The organism is Candidatus Methylomirabilota bacterium, from assembly GCA_036005065.1.
In the GTDB taxonomy this organism is placed as follows: Bacteria; Methylomirabilota; Methylomirabilia; order Rokubacteriales; family DASRDR01; genus DASYQW01.
Genome location: DASYQW010000105.1, coordinates 13,435 through 28,391 on the forward strand (window position 1 = coordinate 13,435; position 14,957 = coordinate 28,391).

Annotated in this window: 8 protein-coding genes; 2 read left to right on the top strand and 6 right to left on the bottom strand. The window is 72.4% G+C overall.

The annotated features are described in order from the left end of the window. Positions 1 to 14 precede the first annotated feature (14 nt). Positions 15 to 4,037, top strand: a complete 4,023-nt coding sequence (locus tag VGW35_07870) for a S8 family serine peptidase (protein HEV8307572.1) — start codon at positions 15 to 17, stop codon at positions 4,035 to 4,037. Between the two features lie 22 nt (positions 4,038 to 4,059). Here VGW35_07870 and VGW35_07875 read toward each other — a convergent pair whose 3' ends face one another. The 6 genes from VGW35_07875 to VGW35_07900 form a co-directional block, all read right to left on the bottom strand. Further along, on the bottom strand, positions 4,060 to 7,608 hold the full coding sequence (locus VGW35_07875; protein HEV8307573.1) for a fused MFS/spermidine synthase: 3,549 nt from the start codon (positions 7,606 to 7,608) through the stop codon (positions 4,060 to 4,062). 78 nt (positions 7,609 to 7,686) lie between these two features. Further along, entirely contained in the window at positions 7,687 to 8,637 is a 951-nt protein-coding gene (locus VGW35_07880; protein ID HEV8307574.1) for a D-2-hydroxyacid dehydrogenase, read from the bottom strand. Between the two features lie 108 nt (positions 8,638 to 8,745). Further along, entirely contained in the window at positions 8,746 to 9,174 is a 429-nt protein-coding gene (locus VGW35_07885) for a hypothetical protein (GenBank protein HEV8307575.1), read from the bottom strand. Continuing rightward, positions 9,150 to 9,395 carry an Lrp/AsnC ligand binding domain-containing protein gene (locus tag VGW35_07890; GenBank protein HEV8307576.1) on the bottom strand — a complete coding sequence of 82 codons (246 nt, stop codon included), beginning with the start codon at positions 9,393 to 9,395 and terminating at the stop codon, positions 9,150 to 9,152. Before VGW35_07890 ends, VGW35_07885 begins: the two co-directional genes overlap by 25 nt. 85 nt (positions 9,396 to 9,480) lie before the next feature. Continuing rightward, on the bottom strand, positions 9,481 to 9,879 hold the full coding sequence (locus VGW35_07895; GenBank protein ID HEV8307577.1) for a carboxypeptidase-like regulatory domain-containing protein: 399 nt from the start codon (positions 9,877 to 9,879) through the stop codon (positions 9,481 to 9,483). Between the two features lie 89 nt (positions 9,880 to 9,968). Next, on the bottom strand, positions 9,969 to 11,369 hold the full coding sequence (locus VGW35_07900; GenBank protein HEV8307578.1) for an MmgE/PrpD family protein: 1,401 nt from the start codon (positions 11,367 to 11,369) through the stop codon (positions 9,969 to 9,971). A 96-nt stretch (positions 11,370 to 11,465) separates the two neighbouring features. Here VGW35_07900 and VGW35_07905 point away from each other — a divergent pair, with 96 nt between their 5' ends. Further along, the gene (locus VGW35_07905) at positions 11,466 to 14,174 is read left to right on the top strand and encodes a DEAD/DEAH box helicase (protein HEV8307579.1); all 2,709 of its coding nucleotides are present in this window, start codon (positions 11,466 to 11,468) and stop codon (positions 14,172 to 14,174) included. The last annotated feature ends 783 nt before the right edge of the window (positions 14,175 to 14,957 follow it).

The window sequence follows — 14,957 nt, forward strand, 5'->3', positions numbered from 1 at the left end:
CCGGGAGGGGAGCCATGAGGCGGAGAGTCGTGGCCGCACTGTTTGCCCTGTCCATCCTGCTCTGGACCTGGCTGGCTCAGGCCGGAAGCCTGGCGCCCGCGCTGGAGGCGCAGCTCCTGGGGCTGCCTCCCGGTGGCACCCTGCCGGTCATCGTCGAGATGCGGGATCAGGCGGACCCGGCCGCCGCCGTGGCCACCGTCGCGCCCGGGGTGTCAAAGGCGCGAGGCCACGCCGTGGTGGCGGCGCTCCAGGCCATGTCGGCCCGGACCCAGGGACCCATTCGGGCGTTCCTCGCCCAGGAGCAGGCGATCGGAACGGTTCAGCGCATCACGCCGCTGTGGGTCTTCAACGGGCTGGCCGTCACGGCCGCCGAGCCGGTGATCCGACGCCTGGCCGCGCGGCCGGACGTGCGGGAAGTCCGCCCGGATGCGCCCATCCCGCTGCCGCCCCCGCCGCTGGTCAGCGGCGCCGTGCCATTTGTCGGGCTCAGCGAGTGGAACATCCAGCAGATCCGGGCCCCCGAGACGTGGGCACTGAATCCCCTCTACGACGGCACCGGGGCGGTGGTGGGAAGCTTCGACACCGGCGTGGACGGGACCCATCCGGACCTGGCCTCCCGGTACCGCGGGAACGACGCCATCAGCTGGTATGACCCCTACGGGCAGCACGCGAGCCCGACTGACTTCGACGTCCACGGCACTCACACCACCGGCACGGCCGTGGGGGGCGACGCCGGGGGAACGCACATCGGGGTGGCGCCCGGTGCCAAGTGGATTGCGGCCAAGGGGTGGGACGACTCGGGGGTCGCGAGCACATCGGCCTTCCACCAGATCTTCCAGTGGTTCCTGGCACCCGGCGGTGACCCGGCGAATGCTCCGGACGTCGTCAATAACTCCTGGGGTGTGGCGAACAGCGGCTGTGTCAAGGAGTTCCTGCCGGACGTCAAGGCCTGGCGCGCGGCCGGCATCTTCCCGTCGTTCGCGGCGGGCAACAACGGTCCCTTCGCGCGGAGCGTCCGCAGCCCGGGGAACTACCCGGAAGCCTTCGCCGTGGGCGCCACGGACATGTTCGATACCATCGCCTCCTTCAGCGGGCGCGGCCCCTCGCCCTGCGACCGCTCCATCAAGCCCGACGTGAGCGCGCCGGGCGATGGGATCACCTCGGCGGTGCCCGGCGGCTACTACGACACCTTCAGCGGCACCTCCATGGCGACCCCCCACCTGACGGGCGCGGTGGCGGTGCTCCGTTCGATCGACCCGGCGCTCACCGTGGACCAGCTCGAGTCGGCGCTCATGCAGGGGGCCGTGGACCTGGGGTCCGCGGGTCCCGACAACAGCTACGGGTCCGGCCGTCTGGATCTCTTCATGTCGGCCCAGTTCGTCATGGGCGGCCCCGACCGTCCGGTGGTGACGATCGCGGCGACGACGCCCACGGCGAGCGAGGCGGGCTCGATTCCGGGCATCTTCACGGTCACCCGCACGGGGCCCACCAGCTCCGCGCTCACCGTGCACTACAGTGCGGCCGGCACGGCGACCCCCGGCAGCGACTACACGTCCCTCTCCGGAAGCGTGACGATCCCGGCGGGCTCGGCGACGGCCACGATCGCCGTGGTCCCGGTGGACGATGCGCTGATCGAGGCCGACGAAACGGTCATCGTGACGCTGGCGGTCGATGCCGCCTACATCGTCGGCAAGCCGGGCAGTGCCACCGTGACCGTCGCCAGCGACGACGCCAATCCCGTGCCGGGCCTGACCTCCCTCGCGCCGAGCAGCGCGCTGGCGGGCGACGGGGCCCTCACGCTGACGATCTACGGCGGCGGGTTCATCCCGTCGTCGGTGGCGCGCTGGAACGGGTCGAGCCGCGCCACCACGTTCGTCAGCGACAGCCAGCTGCAGGCGGCGATCGCCCAGGGCGACCTCGCGACGGCCGGGACGGTTCAGGTCACGGTGGTCAACCCGGCGCCGGGCGGCGGCACCTCCAACGCCTTGACCTTCACCATCGACGCGGTCCTGCCCGGTCACGAGACCCTCACGGTGAGCCCGACCACGGCGGCGGCCGGCGGGACGGTGACGGCGACGTGGAGCGGGATCGCGGGGCCCACGCCGACCGACTGGATCGCCCTGTACGTCCCGGGGGCACCGGACGGAAGCTACGTCTCCTACCGGTACACCACCGGGACCACCCGGGGGAGCGTGCCGTTCACGCTGCCCGCGACGCTGGCGGCGGGGACCTACGAGCTGCGGCTGTTCCCCAACAACACCCTGACGCGGCTGGCGACGAGCAACCCCTTCACGGTCCCGCAGCCGGTGACCCTGACGGTGAGCCCGACGACCGTCGCGGCGGGCGGGACACTGACCGCCACCTGGAGCGGAATCCCGGCGCCGAGCGCCACGGACTGGCTGGGGCTCTACCAGCCGGGCGCCGCCGACACGGCGACGCTCGCCTCCCAGAACACGACGGGGGCGGCCAGCGGGAGCCTGCCGTTCCCGCTGCCGGGGACGCTGACGCCGGGGACCTACGAGCTGCGGCTGTTCGCGGGTGGGGGGGCGCGGCTCGCGGTCAGCAACGCGTTCACGGTGCAGACGGCAGGGCCCGTCACGCTGAGCGTGAGCCCGACCACCATCGGGCAGGGCGGCACGCTGACCGCCACCTGGAGCGGGATCGCGACGCCGACCACGACGGACTGGCTGGGCCTCTACGCGATCGGCGCCCCGGATGGGAGCTACATCTCCTACCGGTACACGACGGGAGCGGCGAGCGGCAGCGTACCCTTCCCGGTGCCGGGGACCCTGGCCCTGGGGACCTACGAGCTCCGGTTGTTCTCGAACAGCACCCTGACCCGGCTCGCCACGAGCAACGCCTTCACGGTATCCCAGGCGGCCAGCCTGACGGTGAGCCCGACGACGATCGCTCAGGGCGGGACGGTGACGGCCACCTGGAGTGGAATCGCCACGCCGAGCGCCACGGACTGGCTGGGGCTCTACCAGCCGGGCGCCGCCGACACGGCGACGCTCGCCTCCCAGAACACGACGGGGGCGGCCAGCGGGAGCCTGCCGTTCCCGCTATCGGGGACGCTGACGCCGGGGACCTACGAGCTGCGATTGTTCTCGAGCGGGAGCTTCACCCGTCTGGCCACCAGCAATCCCTTTACCGTGCAGGCGGCGGGACCCGTGACGCTGAGCGTGAGCCCGACCACGATCGCGGCGGGCGGGACGCTGACGGCGACGTGGAGCGGGATCGCCACGCCGACCACGGCCGACTGGCTGGGCCTCTACGCGATCGGCGCCCCGGACGGGGGCTACATCTCCTACCGCTACACGACGGGAGCGGCGAGCGGCAGCGTACCCTTCCCGGTGCCGGGGACGCTGGCCCCGGGGACCTACGAGCTGCGACTCTTCTCGAACGGCAGCCTGACCCGGCTGGCAACCAGCAACGCGCTCACCGTGTCGCAGACGGTCAGCCTCTCGGCGAGCCCGACGACGGTGGCCGCGGGCGGGACGGTGACGGCGGCGTGGGCCGGGATCGCGACGCCGACGCCCACGGACTGGCTGGGGCTCTACCAGCCGGGTGCCGCCGACACGGCGACGCTCGCCTCTCGGAACACGACGGGGGCGTCGAGCGGGAGCGTGCCGTTCACGCTGCCGGGGACGCTGGCCCCGGGGACCTACGAGCTCCGGCTCTTCGCGAACGGAACCTTCACGCGTCTCGCGATCAGCAACGCCTTCACCGTAGAGCCCTCGGCAGAATCCGTGACGCTGACGGCGAGCCCGACGACGGTGGCCGCGGGTGGGACGGTGACGGCGACCTGGAGCGGGATCGCCACGCCGACGACCACGGACTGGCTGGGCCTCTACGCGATCGGCGCCCCGGACGGGGGCTACATCTCCTACCGCTACACGACGGGAGCGGCGGGCGGGAGCGTGCCGTTCGCGCTGCCGGGGACGGTGGCCCCGGGGACCTACGAGCTCCGGCTGTTCTCGAACAACAGCCTGACGCGGCTGGCGACCAGCAACGCCTTCACGGTACCGCCGCCATGACGCCGCGGGCGGGCGTCTCGCGTCAGTTGGGGGCCGTCGCGGGCGCGGTGGCGGGGGCACCGGCTGCGCCCCCGCTCGGTGCCGGCGGGCCGCCACCGGGCTTGAGGGTCGCCTCGACCCTCCGCCGGAGCGCGGGATCCGGCTCGGCGGCCACGTAGCGGCGCAGGGCCTCCTGGACCCGCTCGCTCTGCCCCTCGGCTTCCCACAGGGCGGCTACCTCGAGGAGCGCGAGCGCGTGTTCCGGAAACGCCCGGAACACCGCTTCCCAGGCCTCGATGGCCGCCCGGCGATCACCCGCGCGCTCCAGGAGGCGCGCGCGCTCCTGGTGGACCTCCAGGCTCCACGGCATGAGCTCGGCCGCTCGACCGACCTCGTACGCGCTCCACCGCGGGTGGCCGGTCAGGGCGCGGACTCTGGCCTGGCGCTGGAGCCGCGCCGCGGCGGCCTCGTCGAGGTGAACCGCGCGCCGCCGCTCGCGCCGGGCCTCAGCGAGGCGGCCGAGCTGATCCAGCGCCGCCGCCAGGCCGGCCCGCGCCCGCGCGTCGTCGCCCCGGGCGAGGGCCTGCCGGAGTAGCCCCTCGGCGGCGCCCGCCTCGCCGAGAGCCAGACGGGTCAGGCCGTGGGTCAGCGCAACGCCCGGCTGGTCGGGTGGCAGGCGTCCAAGCACGCCGGCCGCGTCCCGGTAGGCCCCGACCCGGTAGAGGATCTCGGCCTCGCGCAGCGCCGCCGCGGGTCCCCCGCGCGCCGCGGCGCGCCGGGCCAGGGCCCGCGCCTCGGTCGCCTCGCCACGCGCGGCGCGCTCGGCCGCCAGGTCCAGCAGGGTCTCCGGGTGCGTCGGATCCACCGCCAGGGCCGCCTGCCAGCGCCGCTCGGCCTCGGCCGTCTCCCCCTGGGCCGCCGCCGCCCGCGCCGCCAGGCGAAGGAGGTCGGCACGCCGCGCGCCGGGGTCGGTCTGGAGCGCGGCCCGGACGAAGGCATCGGCCTGCTGAGGCTGCTCACGCTCCAGGAAGTCCTCGGCCAGCCGCCCGACGAACTCCTCCGGGGCGCCCCGGGTGAGCCGGGTGAGCACCGACCCGCCGCCGGCAAAGGCATCCGTCATCCGCTGCAGGTTCTCCGGGATGGCGTCGACGTAGAGGGTGCGGGGTGCGGCGAACTCGACCCGCGCGTTGTCGTCGATGTTCAGCGGGGCGCCGAGAGTGAAGCGCGGAACGTCCTCGACGTCGAGCACGAGCCTTGCTAGGAGGTCGGCGACGTCCCGCACGCCCACGCGCCGGAGGTCCTCCGCCACGCGGGGCTGGGCCGTCCGCTGGGCCAGCGAGGCGAAGTCGAGCCGGACCGGCGCCTCGCTCCCGATCAGCACGGTGTCGCCCCCCGACGTGTTGAACACCACGACGTGCGGGAACACCGACTGGAACGTCCCGAAGACCGAGCGCAACATGTCGGGCGTCAGCCCGTAGAGCTGCACCCACTGCCCGAACACGCCGCCCGGACGCAGGCGGTGCTTCGCCAGCTCGAAGAAATCCCGCGTGAAGAGGCTGGCCGAGCCGGTCACCCACGGATTCGAGGGCTCCGAGATGATCACGTCGAAGCGCTCGCGCGTGAGGAGGAAGAAGTTTCGGGCGTCGTTCACGACGAGGCGCGTACGGGGATCCGCGAGCGGTCGGAAGTTGACGTGGTCGAAGAAGTGGGACGCCGTGACCACGGCACGCTCGAGCTCCACGACCGTGACGGCTCGCAGCGGGTGGCGAAGCGCCGACCCGACGCTGACGCCGCTGCCGAGGCCGATGACGAGCGCATCCTGGGGGGCGGGATGGAAGAGCACGGGGAGGTGGCCGGCCAGCACCTGATTGGGCATGTCGACGCCGGTCGACGCATCGGTCTTCCCGTTCACGCGCAGGAACACGTGGCCGGCGTCCCGCTCGACGGAGACCGTCGTCGTCAGTCCCTCCTCGTACCACAGCAGCTGTGCCCGCTGGCGATAGGCCCGGAATTCCTCGCGCGACAGCCGCTGGAGCTGCGGCGCGTAGACGGCGACGCCACTCGACATCGTGAGCGGCTTCCAGTCCGGCGCGACCATCGGCATCGCCAGCGCCAGCACCGGGATGGCCGCCGCCACCGGCAGGGCGACGGCCCGTCGCCGCCCGGGCAGCGCGGTGAGCAGGATGAAGGCGCAGCCCAGGTTCAGGAGTATGGCGAGCAGGAGCGTTCCGCGGATCCCCACCGACGGCAGAATCACGAAGCCGGCGAGGAAGGACCCGATGATGGCCCCGAGGGTGTTGAGCGCGTAGAGATCGCCGACGGCGCGCCCGACTCCGCTGCGCAGGCCGCCGGCGCTCGCGGTGAGCCGGACGCAGATCGGGAAGACGGCGCCCGAGAGGAGGGCCGGGCCGAGGATCAGGGTGCCCGTGATCAGAAACTCGAGTCCGAGCAAGAGCGTGTGGCGACCCTCGCTCCACGCGAAGAGGCGGAGGAAGAAATAAGGCAGCTCGTCCAGCATCGTGAGCCCGAGGAAGGCGCCGACGCCGATGAGCGCCTGGACGAACCCGAGCGCGAGCCCCGGCTCGGCCAGGCGATCGACCCGGCGGGCGCAGAGGTAGCTCCCGCCCGCCAGGCCGATCAGAAAGGTCGTCAGCATGACGGTGAACGCGTAGACCGAAGAGCCGAGGACGAGGGCGAGCGCCCGGGTCCAGGCGACTTCGTAGGCCATGGCCAGGGCGCCCGAGAGCGCCACCGTGCCGAAGGCGGCGAGCGCGACCCGCCGGAATCCGGAGCCGGCGACGCCACGCTCCTCGGACGCGCGCGAGGCGCTCGGGTGGCGCCCGGTGGGGTCGGCCGGCGCGGGATCCGCCGCGGTCGCGAGCCGCCGGCCGACCAAGACGGTGGTCAGGCCGACCGCGAGGTTGAGGAGGACGGCGATCCGGTTGGTCAGGCTGACTCCGATGGCCGGCAGGAGGACGAATCCGGCGACGGCGGTCCCGAGGACGGCCCCGGCCGTGTTGACGGCATAGAGCGCCCCGACCCGCCGGCCGAGGGTTTCCAGCCGGGCCGCCGCGAATTGAGCGAGGATCGGCAGCGTCGCGCCCATGCAGGCGGTCGGCCCCACCAGAAGCGCCACTGCCATCGCGAAGCGGGTGAGTGACAGCATCGCGAACGAGGAGGTCTCCGTGGCGCCCAGCAGGCGAAGGAGGGGCGGAACCCCATGGAGCAACAGGGGCAGCAGGAAGGCGTAGACGCCGATCGCGAGCTCGAGCAGGCCATAGGCGACGAGCGGGCGGGCCACCCGCCGGGCCAGGCGTCCCGCGGCCCAGCTCCCGAGCGCCAGCCCGCCCATGAACGCGGTGAGGATCGTGCTGACCGCCAGCGTCGTGGCGCCGAAGAGGTGGACAAGCCACCGGAGCCACACGACCTCGTAGATGAGGCCACTCGCTCCGGAGAGGAAAAAGCAGACGAAGAGCACGGGATCGAGCAGGGCCGCCGGGTCGCGGCTTCCCGGAGCGCCGCCCGGATCGTGGGGGCCGCGGCTCGGGGCTTCCCCCGGGGCCTCCCCGGGGGCGGTGACGAGGGCCGGCATGTTCAGCGCGTCAGTGGGGCTCGCGGCGCAGGAGCGCTTGGTGGGAGTCGTCCGCGAGGGCCGCCGGCTGGCGGCCCCTCAGTATCCCCGCCGTATGTCGACCCGGCCGCGCAACGCCCGCCCCGCGAGGAAGCGGCGAAGGTTGTCGTTGAAGACGGCGGCGATGTCGGGCGGGTCGTTCGGTCCGGAGATGTGAGGGGTCACGACGACGTTCGGCATCCCCCAGAACGGGTGGGCAGGCGGCAGCGGCTCTTCGGCGAAGACGTCGAGGACCGCGCCGGCGATCCACCGCTCTTGAAGCGCTCGCACGAGCGCGTCCTCCTGCACGAGGTTGCCGCGGCCGACGTTGACGAGCAACGCGCCCGGTCGCATCGCCCGGAGCTCCGCCTCGCCGATGAGCCCTCGGGTCTCGGGCGTCAGGGGGACCGCCAGCACCACATAGTCGCTGGCGCGCAGGAGCTCGCGGAGGCCGGCGCGCCGGTAGACGCGCTCGACCTCGGGGATTTTCCGCCCGCTCCGGTTCATGCCGAGGACCCGCATGGCGAAGGCACGCCCGAGACGCCCGATGGCGCGGCCTATGGACCCGAGCCCGACGACTCCGAGCGTCTTGCCCTGAAGCAGCGTCGGCATCACCGGCTCCCACTGCCGCGCGCGCTGGGCAGCGCGGAAGGCCTCCATGTGCTGCGCGCTCCAGAGAAGCCAGCCCAGAGTGTATTCGGCCATCCAGGGACCGAAGGCCGCTTCGACGCGGGTGAGGACGACCTTCGGCGGGAACGGCGCGTCGAGGAACCGGTCGACGCCGGCGCCCATGACCTGAACCCAGCGGAGCCGGCGAGCGCGGGGGAAAAGCTCCGTCGGGAATCCCCACGTGTAGAGGGCGTCCATCTCCTCGACGTAGGGAAACGCCTCGGCCGGAGTCGATGCGACGCGGACCCGGACCCGCCCGCGGGGGGCGCGGATCAGCTTCGCGTAGGTCTGAGCCTCGTCGGGGTGGTACACCAGAACGGAGACCGGCCCCTGCCGAGGCATGGGAGGCACTATAACACAAAGGTGCGTGTTACCATGCAAATTGAGGCCGAGTACACGCGCCGTGTCATCCCGAGCCGCTGGTGGGCTCCGGGGGTCTTCCGAGACCCCCTAGCGCGTGATGGAGACGCCTGCCGCCGCCGCCCGACGGGCGGCCTGATCGACAGCGGCCGCCCGATTCGTCACCTCGCGGCGCAACGTCGCGAGCCGGGCCCGAAGGGCCTCGGCTTCGTCGCGCACCTTCTTTCGCTCGGCCGGATCGGTCGAGCCGTTGTAGGCGTCGACCAGGCGGTCGTGGTTCTCGAGCGTGACGTGATACTCGTAGAGGGCCTGGTTGTACCGGTTCACCGCATCGTTGTAGCCTCGCTTCACGGCGGTCCTCTCGGGGCTGTCCCCCGCGGTGAACTCCGCGAACGGGAGGTAGTTCGGCTTCGTCAGCTGGGCCACGGCGGGCCCGGCCAGGACGATGGCCGCGAGGGCCGCGGCCAGGAGGCCGCCCAGTGTCCGCCCGAGGATCACCCGATTGCGACCGCGAGGCACGTCGTCGTGCGGGTCACCCCGTCGATGGCGCCGATTCCATCGGTCACGAGCTGCCCGATGTCGTCGAGGGTGGGCCCCTCGACGACCGCGATGTAGTCGAAGGGCCCCGTGACCGCGTCGAGCGACTCGACGCGGCATTTCCCGGGCTTCACCTTCGTGAGCGACTTCTTCACCGCCTTCGTCTTCCCCGCGCTCGTCTCGATGAGGACGTAGGCCTTCATCGCCACACCTCCCCGGTTGCTCGGCCATTATACCGCGGGCCCGGCGCGCCACTGTCAAGCCGGGACGCCCATCTCGGATGAGACATCAGCGGGAGAGGTAGGCGCGAAGCGTCTCGGCGAAAGCCCGCCGGTCCTCCCACAGGCTGCCGCCCCGGATGTCGATCCGAGTGCCACGCTCGATCCGCTTGTTCTGCACGTCGAACCGCGCGATCACCTCGCCGTTCACCCCGTTCCCGCTGATTGCGAGGCGCTCGCCTTCGTCCTCGTCGTGGAGGTGGACCACGATCATGTAGAGGCCGTCGGTATCGGTTCGCTCCCGGTGGGCGAGGCCGGTCTTGAGCCGGGTGACCACCACCGGGACGTTGGCGAGCGCGCGCCCGCTGCCGTCCTTGACGTAGCCGATGACGATGAAGCGATGGTCGGGAGCGTGAGTCGCGGTGGCCGGCGCTATCGTCGCGGTAAGCAGGCACAGTGCCGCCAGCACGGAAGGCGGGCCGAGGCGTATGCCGCATAGGTTGAGGCCCGCCGACGACCGAGGACGACGGCCTGCGAAGGGCATCGGCCCGGGGCGGCTCATCGCCGGCTCCCCGCCCCGACCCTCGCCCGCAGGAGCACGGCCAGACGCATCAGGCCGGGCGCCCGGTCGAGTCCGTCCACCTCGGCCAGGAGGGCGGCAGCCCGAGCGGGGGGGACGAGGGCGGCGGTGAGCCGCCGGAACTTGGCGCGGATCTCCTCCGGCGTGAAGGGGTTGGCGGGGGTGCCCTTGGCCGACTCGACGCGCCGTGAGAGGCGCCGGCCGTCTCCGGTGAGGATCTCGACCACCGAGGTGTACCGCGCCGGGTAGCCGGCGTCGAGATCCGGATCGTGGACCAGGCTCAGGCCGGCGCGAAGTCGGGCCACTTCCGGGTGTCGACTGCGGTCGACCACGATGTCGTCGAATCCCACCCGACCGAAGACGAGGCCGACCGGCAGGACATACTGCGCGCAGTGGGATCGGAGGGGATGATCGTCGATCATGTGGGCGCCGCTCTTGGGGAACCGTAACACGATGCGCTGGATGTCGGCGGCTCCGAGCCTCTCGTCGGCCGCGAGGCCGAGCAGGGCGTCGAGCCCGGGGTGGGTGAACGCGCAGGAGGCGTAGCGCTTGTAGGCGACCCCGGACAGGTGGAAGCGACGACCCCAGTCCGCCAGCAGGGCGCCGGGGTTTGCATGCCCCGAGAACGCGGTGAACGCGTCGTAGCGCCCGTCGAAGGGGGCCGGCGGCCCGCCGAACCCGAGGCGGGCGAGATAGGCGGCGGTCGTGCCGTTCCGCGCCGCCAGACCCGGGTTGAGCGGCCGCGAGTGCTCGGTAGGATCGGCGGCCCAGGCGAGGAGACCGGAGGCCTGCTGCATGGCGAGGCCGAGAGCCACCGCCTGACGCTGGGGCGTCAGCCGGAAGAGGTGACCGGCCGCCGCGGCCGCTCCGAAGGCGCCGCAGATCGCGCTCGGGTGGAAGCCGCGGTCGTAGAGCGCGACGGGGTCGAGGGCATACGAGACCCGGCAGGCCACCTCGATGCCCAGCACCACGGCGGCGAGGCAGCGGGCTCCATCGGCTCCCGCCATCTCGCCGACCGCCAGGCTGGTCGGCACGATGACGGCGGGAGCGTGCAGGATCGCGCCGGGATGGTGCGGCTCGAGGTCGCACGCGTAGGCCAGCGTCGCGTTGCCCAGGGCGGCGTTGACGCAGGAGCTCCGGGATCCCTGGCCGACGAGGCTCGACTCGGGGGCGCCGCCGAGCCGGTGGACGAACTCCATCACCAGGCGGCCGGCCGGGTACTTGGGCGCCGATGCCGCCAGCATGGCGCCGAGCGTGTCGAGGACGATCAGCTTCGCCTGGGCCACGACCCCCGGCGGGAGATCCCGGAAGCGGAAGGCCGCGATCCGCTCGGCGAAACGCGTGGAGACAGCCGATTCGGGACGGCGGGGGCCCCGCATGCCGACTAGAATCGCCGCAACCCGGCTTCCGCGCAAGCCTGAGGCGGGGGCGCGCGGGACCATGTACAATGGACCGAGGAGGCAGATACCGCGCCGTTGACCTATCAGCCGCCCGCGCCCGTCCAGGCCGCCCTCGATCAGTCGCGCATCGCCCCCGACGCCCTCGACCTCTACCGGAGCTTCGAGCGTCGCTACGCGTTCCCGCTCGACGAGTTCCAGATCCGGGCGATCGTGGCCATCCTCGAGGGCTCGTCGGTCATCGTGTCGGCGCCGACCGGGGCCGGGAAGACGCTCATCGCCGAGTTCGCGATCCACGAAGCGCTCCTGCGGAAGAAGCGCATTGCTTACACGACCCCGCTCAAGGCCCTCTCCAACCAGAAGTACGCCGACTTCTGCCGCCAGTTCGGCGTGGCCGAGGTCGGGATCCTCACCGGCGACGTCAAGGTGAACCCGCGGGCGCCGATCCTGGTGATGACGACCGAGATTCTCCGGAACATGTTCTACACCGGCTCGCTGGAGGGCCTCGGCCACGTGGTGCTCGACGAGTGTCACTACATGGGCGACGAGGGACGGGGAACGGTGTGGGAGGAGATCATCGTCAACGCGCCGAAGGACGTCACGCTGGTGGCGCTGTCGGCGACGGTGGCCAACATCCAGCAGATCGCGGAGTGGATCAGCCTCGTCCACCGCCCGATCGTCCCCATCATCCACCCCTACCGGCCGGTGCCGCTCCAGTACCTGGTGGCCGACCTGGCGGCCGAGATCCACCCCCTCGACGCCGTGCGGGCCGGCCGGGTCCGGGCGGTCGGGATCGACGGCGGTCGCGGCGGCGGCGACGGTCGCGGGCGCTTCTACGGGCGGCGTGTCGCCGCCGTCACCGCCGTGATCGAGGAGCTGGAGGCGCGGCAGTGGCTGCCGGCCATCTACTTCATCTTCAGTCGGGTCGGCTGCGAGCGGGCCCTCGAGGACGTGCTGGGGGAGGGCCGGCCGCTGCTCGCCAAGGCCGCCCGGCGCGAGGTCGAGCAGGCCATCCAGGAGGCGGTCGAGGACAACCCCGTGCTGGGGGCCTCCGAGCTGAACCAGACGATCTTCGAGGCCATGGCGCTGGGGGTCGGGGTCCACCACGCCGGCATCCTCCCGAGTCTCAAGCGCCTGACCGAGATGCTCTTCGAGCGCGGGCTCGTGCGGGTCGTGTTCGCGACCGAGACCATGAGTCTGGGAATCCACATGCCGGCCCGGAGCGTCGTGCTCCAGGGGCTCACCAAGCGGACGGACCGGGGCTTCCGGGTCCTCACCCACAACGAGCTGACCCAGATGGCGGGCCGGGCCGGGCGCCGCGGCATCGATCCGGAAGGCAAGTGTGTCATCGCCCTCGATGCGCGGGATAGCCTGGAAGACGTCCTGGCGGTCGTGGACGGTCCGGCGGAGCCGATCGAGAGCCAGTTCCGTCTCGGCTACGGATCGGTGGCCCTGCTCCTCGAGACGGTGCGCGACGAAGCGGCCATCCGCCGGATCGTGGAGTCCTCGTTCGGCCAGTTCCAGAATCTCCGCCAGATCCGGCGCCTGGAGGCCGAGGTCGGCGAGGCGCAGACGGCGCTGGCCGAGGCCGAGCGCTACGCGGCGCCCTGCGGCGACTTCGCCCGCATCGGCCGCTACCGCGCGCTACGGGCCGAAGCGGAGGCGCGTCGTCGAGCCCTCGGTGCCCGAGGGCGGCCGCCACGTTCGCGCGCGCTCGACGACCTCGAGCCCGGGCGCCTCGTCCTTCTTCGCCAGCGAGGCGGCTCGGGGCTCGGCGTCGTCCTCGGCACGCACCGCCTCCGCGGGAACCGCCTCCTGGTCGACACCCTCCTGCCGCACGGGTCGGTCATCCGCGCCAAGTCGGGGAACATCAAGCGTGTCTTCTGGGCGACGCCACCACTCCTCCTGCCTCCGGCCGTTCGGGGCCTGGCCGCGCACCACCGCGGCTGGGGGCGAGACTTCCGCGAGACGCTCTCCCGGGACGGCGGCCCGCTGATGGCGCGGCTCCAGGCGCTGGACCTCGCGGGTCTGCTGGAGCGGGAACGCGGGGTCGCGCCCGAGGATGCGCTCGAGCGGGTCGAGTGCCATGCCTGTCCTTGGGGCGCGACGGCCCACTGCGATGCCGCCTGGCGGGCGATCGAGAAGCACCGCACCCGACTCGAGCAGCGCCAGGCGACCCTCGACACTCTCCGCAACGCGCTCTGGGAGTCGTTCCTCCGCGTCACGGAGGTGCTCGACGCTTTCGACGCCGTTCAGAAGGGGGAGCTCCGGCCGAAGGGTCGGCTCGTCGCGGCGCTCCGGCACGACCACGAGCTCCTGGTGGCCGAGGTGGCCGCCCGCGGAGTCTTCGACGACGCGACGCCGGCCGAGGTGGCGGCGCTCGCCTCGTGCCTCACCGAGGAGGCGCGGTCGGGCGAGGAAGGCCCGTCCAAGCTCTTCCTCAAGCAACGGCCGAAGCTCAAGCGGCGCGTCCGGCAGATGGAAGAGGCGGCCGCGGCGATCCTGGCCGTCCAGCGGCGCGTCGGCCTCCTGCGGCCGGCCTCGGTCCAGACCGGGTTCATGGCGGCCGTCCACCGGTGGGCGTCGGGCGACGACGATTGGCCCCGCGTGGTCGCCCAGTCGTTCGGGGGGCACGAGGGGGATCTCATCCGTGCCATGCGGCGGCTGATCGACCTCTTGCGTCAGCTCGGCGAGGCGCCGGAAGTGCCGGACGCGGTTGCCCAGGCCGCCCAGGGAGCCGCGCGGGCCCTCGACCGCGGCATCGTCCTGGAATCGGCACTCATCTGAACGGTCCAGCTGCCGCGTCTTGACAGTACCGGCGGATTGGGCCACGATGAACTGGCGCCGTGTGGCTGCCACGAACTCACCCCCACCTGCGGGGTTTTCGGTACCAGCCGAGTGTCGGAGGCTCGGCTCCCCCGATCGTGCCGACGCCAGAGTAGTCCGTCGCGGGGCCCGGCTGACCGCGTTCGCGAGCACCCTCTGAGCCTGTGACCCGGCCGCCGCCGCTGCGGACCGGACGTGAGGAGAAGGAAGGAGGCAAGGCATGGGGGCGCAAGAGAGACCGTGCGTGAACCCCACGTGTTTTTGCCAGACCACCGACGTGACCTGCTCCTTGTGGTGTGGGGCGCTCGATCGTCCTGCCGACGCGCGGTGCGTCTGCCGTCACGACGGCTGTGCCCGTCCCCTGGCCCGCTCGACGGCCTGGACGGTGTCCGGCATGCGATCGCGCCCGGTCGGGCTCGACCCGCTCGGCGCGGGCCGGCGGCGTGACCTGCCCGGCGTCGGGCGCGCCTAGATCTTCGGGGGGGTCTCGGAAGACCCCCCCGATGCCCCCCCTCGGTTGCGGCGGCACAGCCGCCGCTCGGATCGCTGCCCGACGCGACGCGCGCTCGGAGCAAGTTGCCGGACGACTCCGACAGGCTCTTAGGCGCCCGTCGGCTCGCGTTCGCCTTTCGCCTCCCGCGGCCTTCGGCTAAGATACGGCCGTCGACCACGCCTGAACTCTGTCCGAAGGGAGGGACCATGGCGCTCTGGGTCGTCCTCGGTCTCGCGGTGTTGGTCGTTCTC

What these genes read in the sequence shown, in the direction of transcription:
- VGW35_07870 (HEV8307572.1), top strand. Translation starts at nt 15, where the DNA reads ATGAGGCGGAGAGTCGTGGCCGCACTGTTTGCCCTGTCCATCCTGCTC.
- VGW35_07875 (HEV8307573.1), bottom strand. Translation starts at nt 7,608, where the DNA reads ATGCCGGCCCTCGTCACCGCCCCCGGGGAGGCCCCGGGGGAAGCCCCG.
- VGW35_07880 (HEV8307574.1), bottom strand. Translation starts at nt 8,637, where the DNA reads ATGCCTCGGCAGGGGCCGGTCTCCGTTCTGGTGTACCACCCCGACGAG.
- VGW35_07890 (HEV8307576.1), bottom strand. Translation starts at nt 9,395, where the DNA reads ATGAAGGCCTACGTCCTCATCGAGACGAGCGCGGGGAAGACGAAGGCG.
- VGW35_07900 (HEV8307578.1), bottom strand. Translation starts at nt 11,369, where the DNA reads ATGCGGGGCCCCCGCCGTCCCGAATCGGCTGTCTCCACGCGTTTCGCC.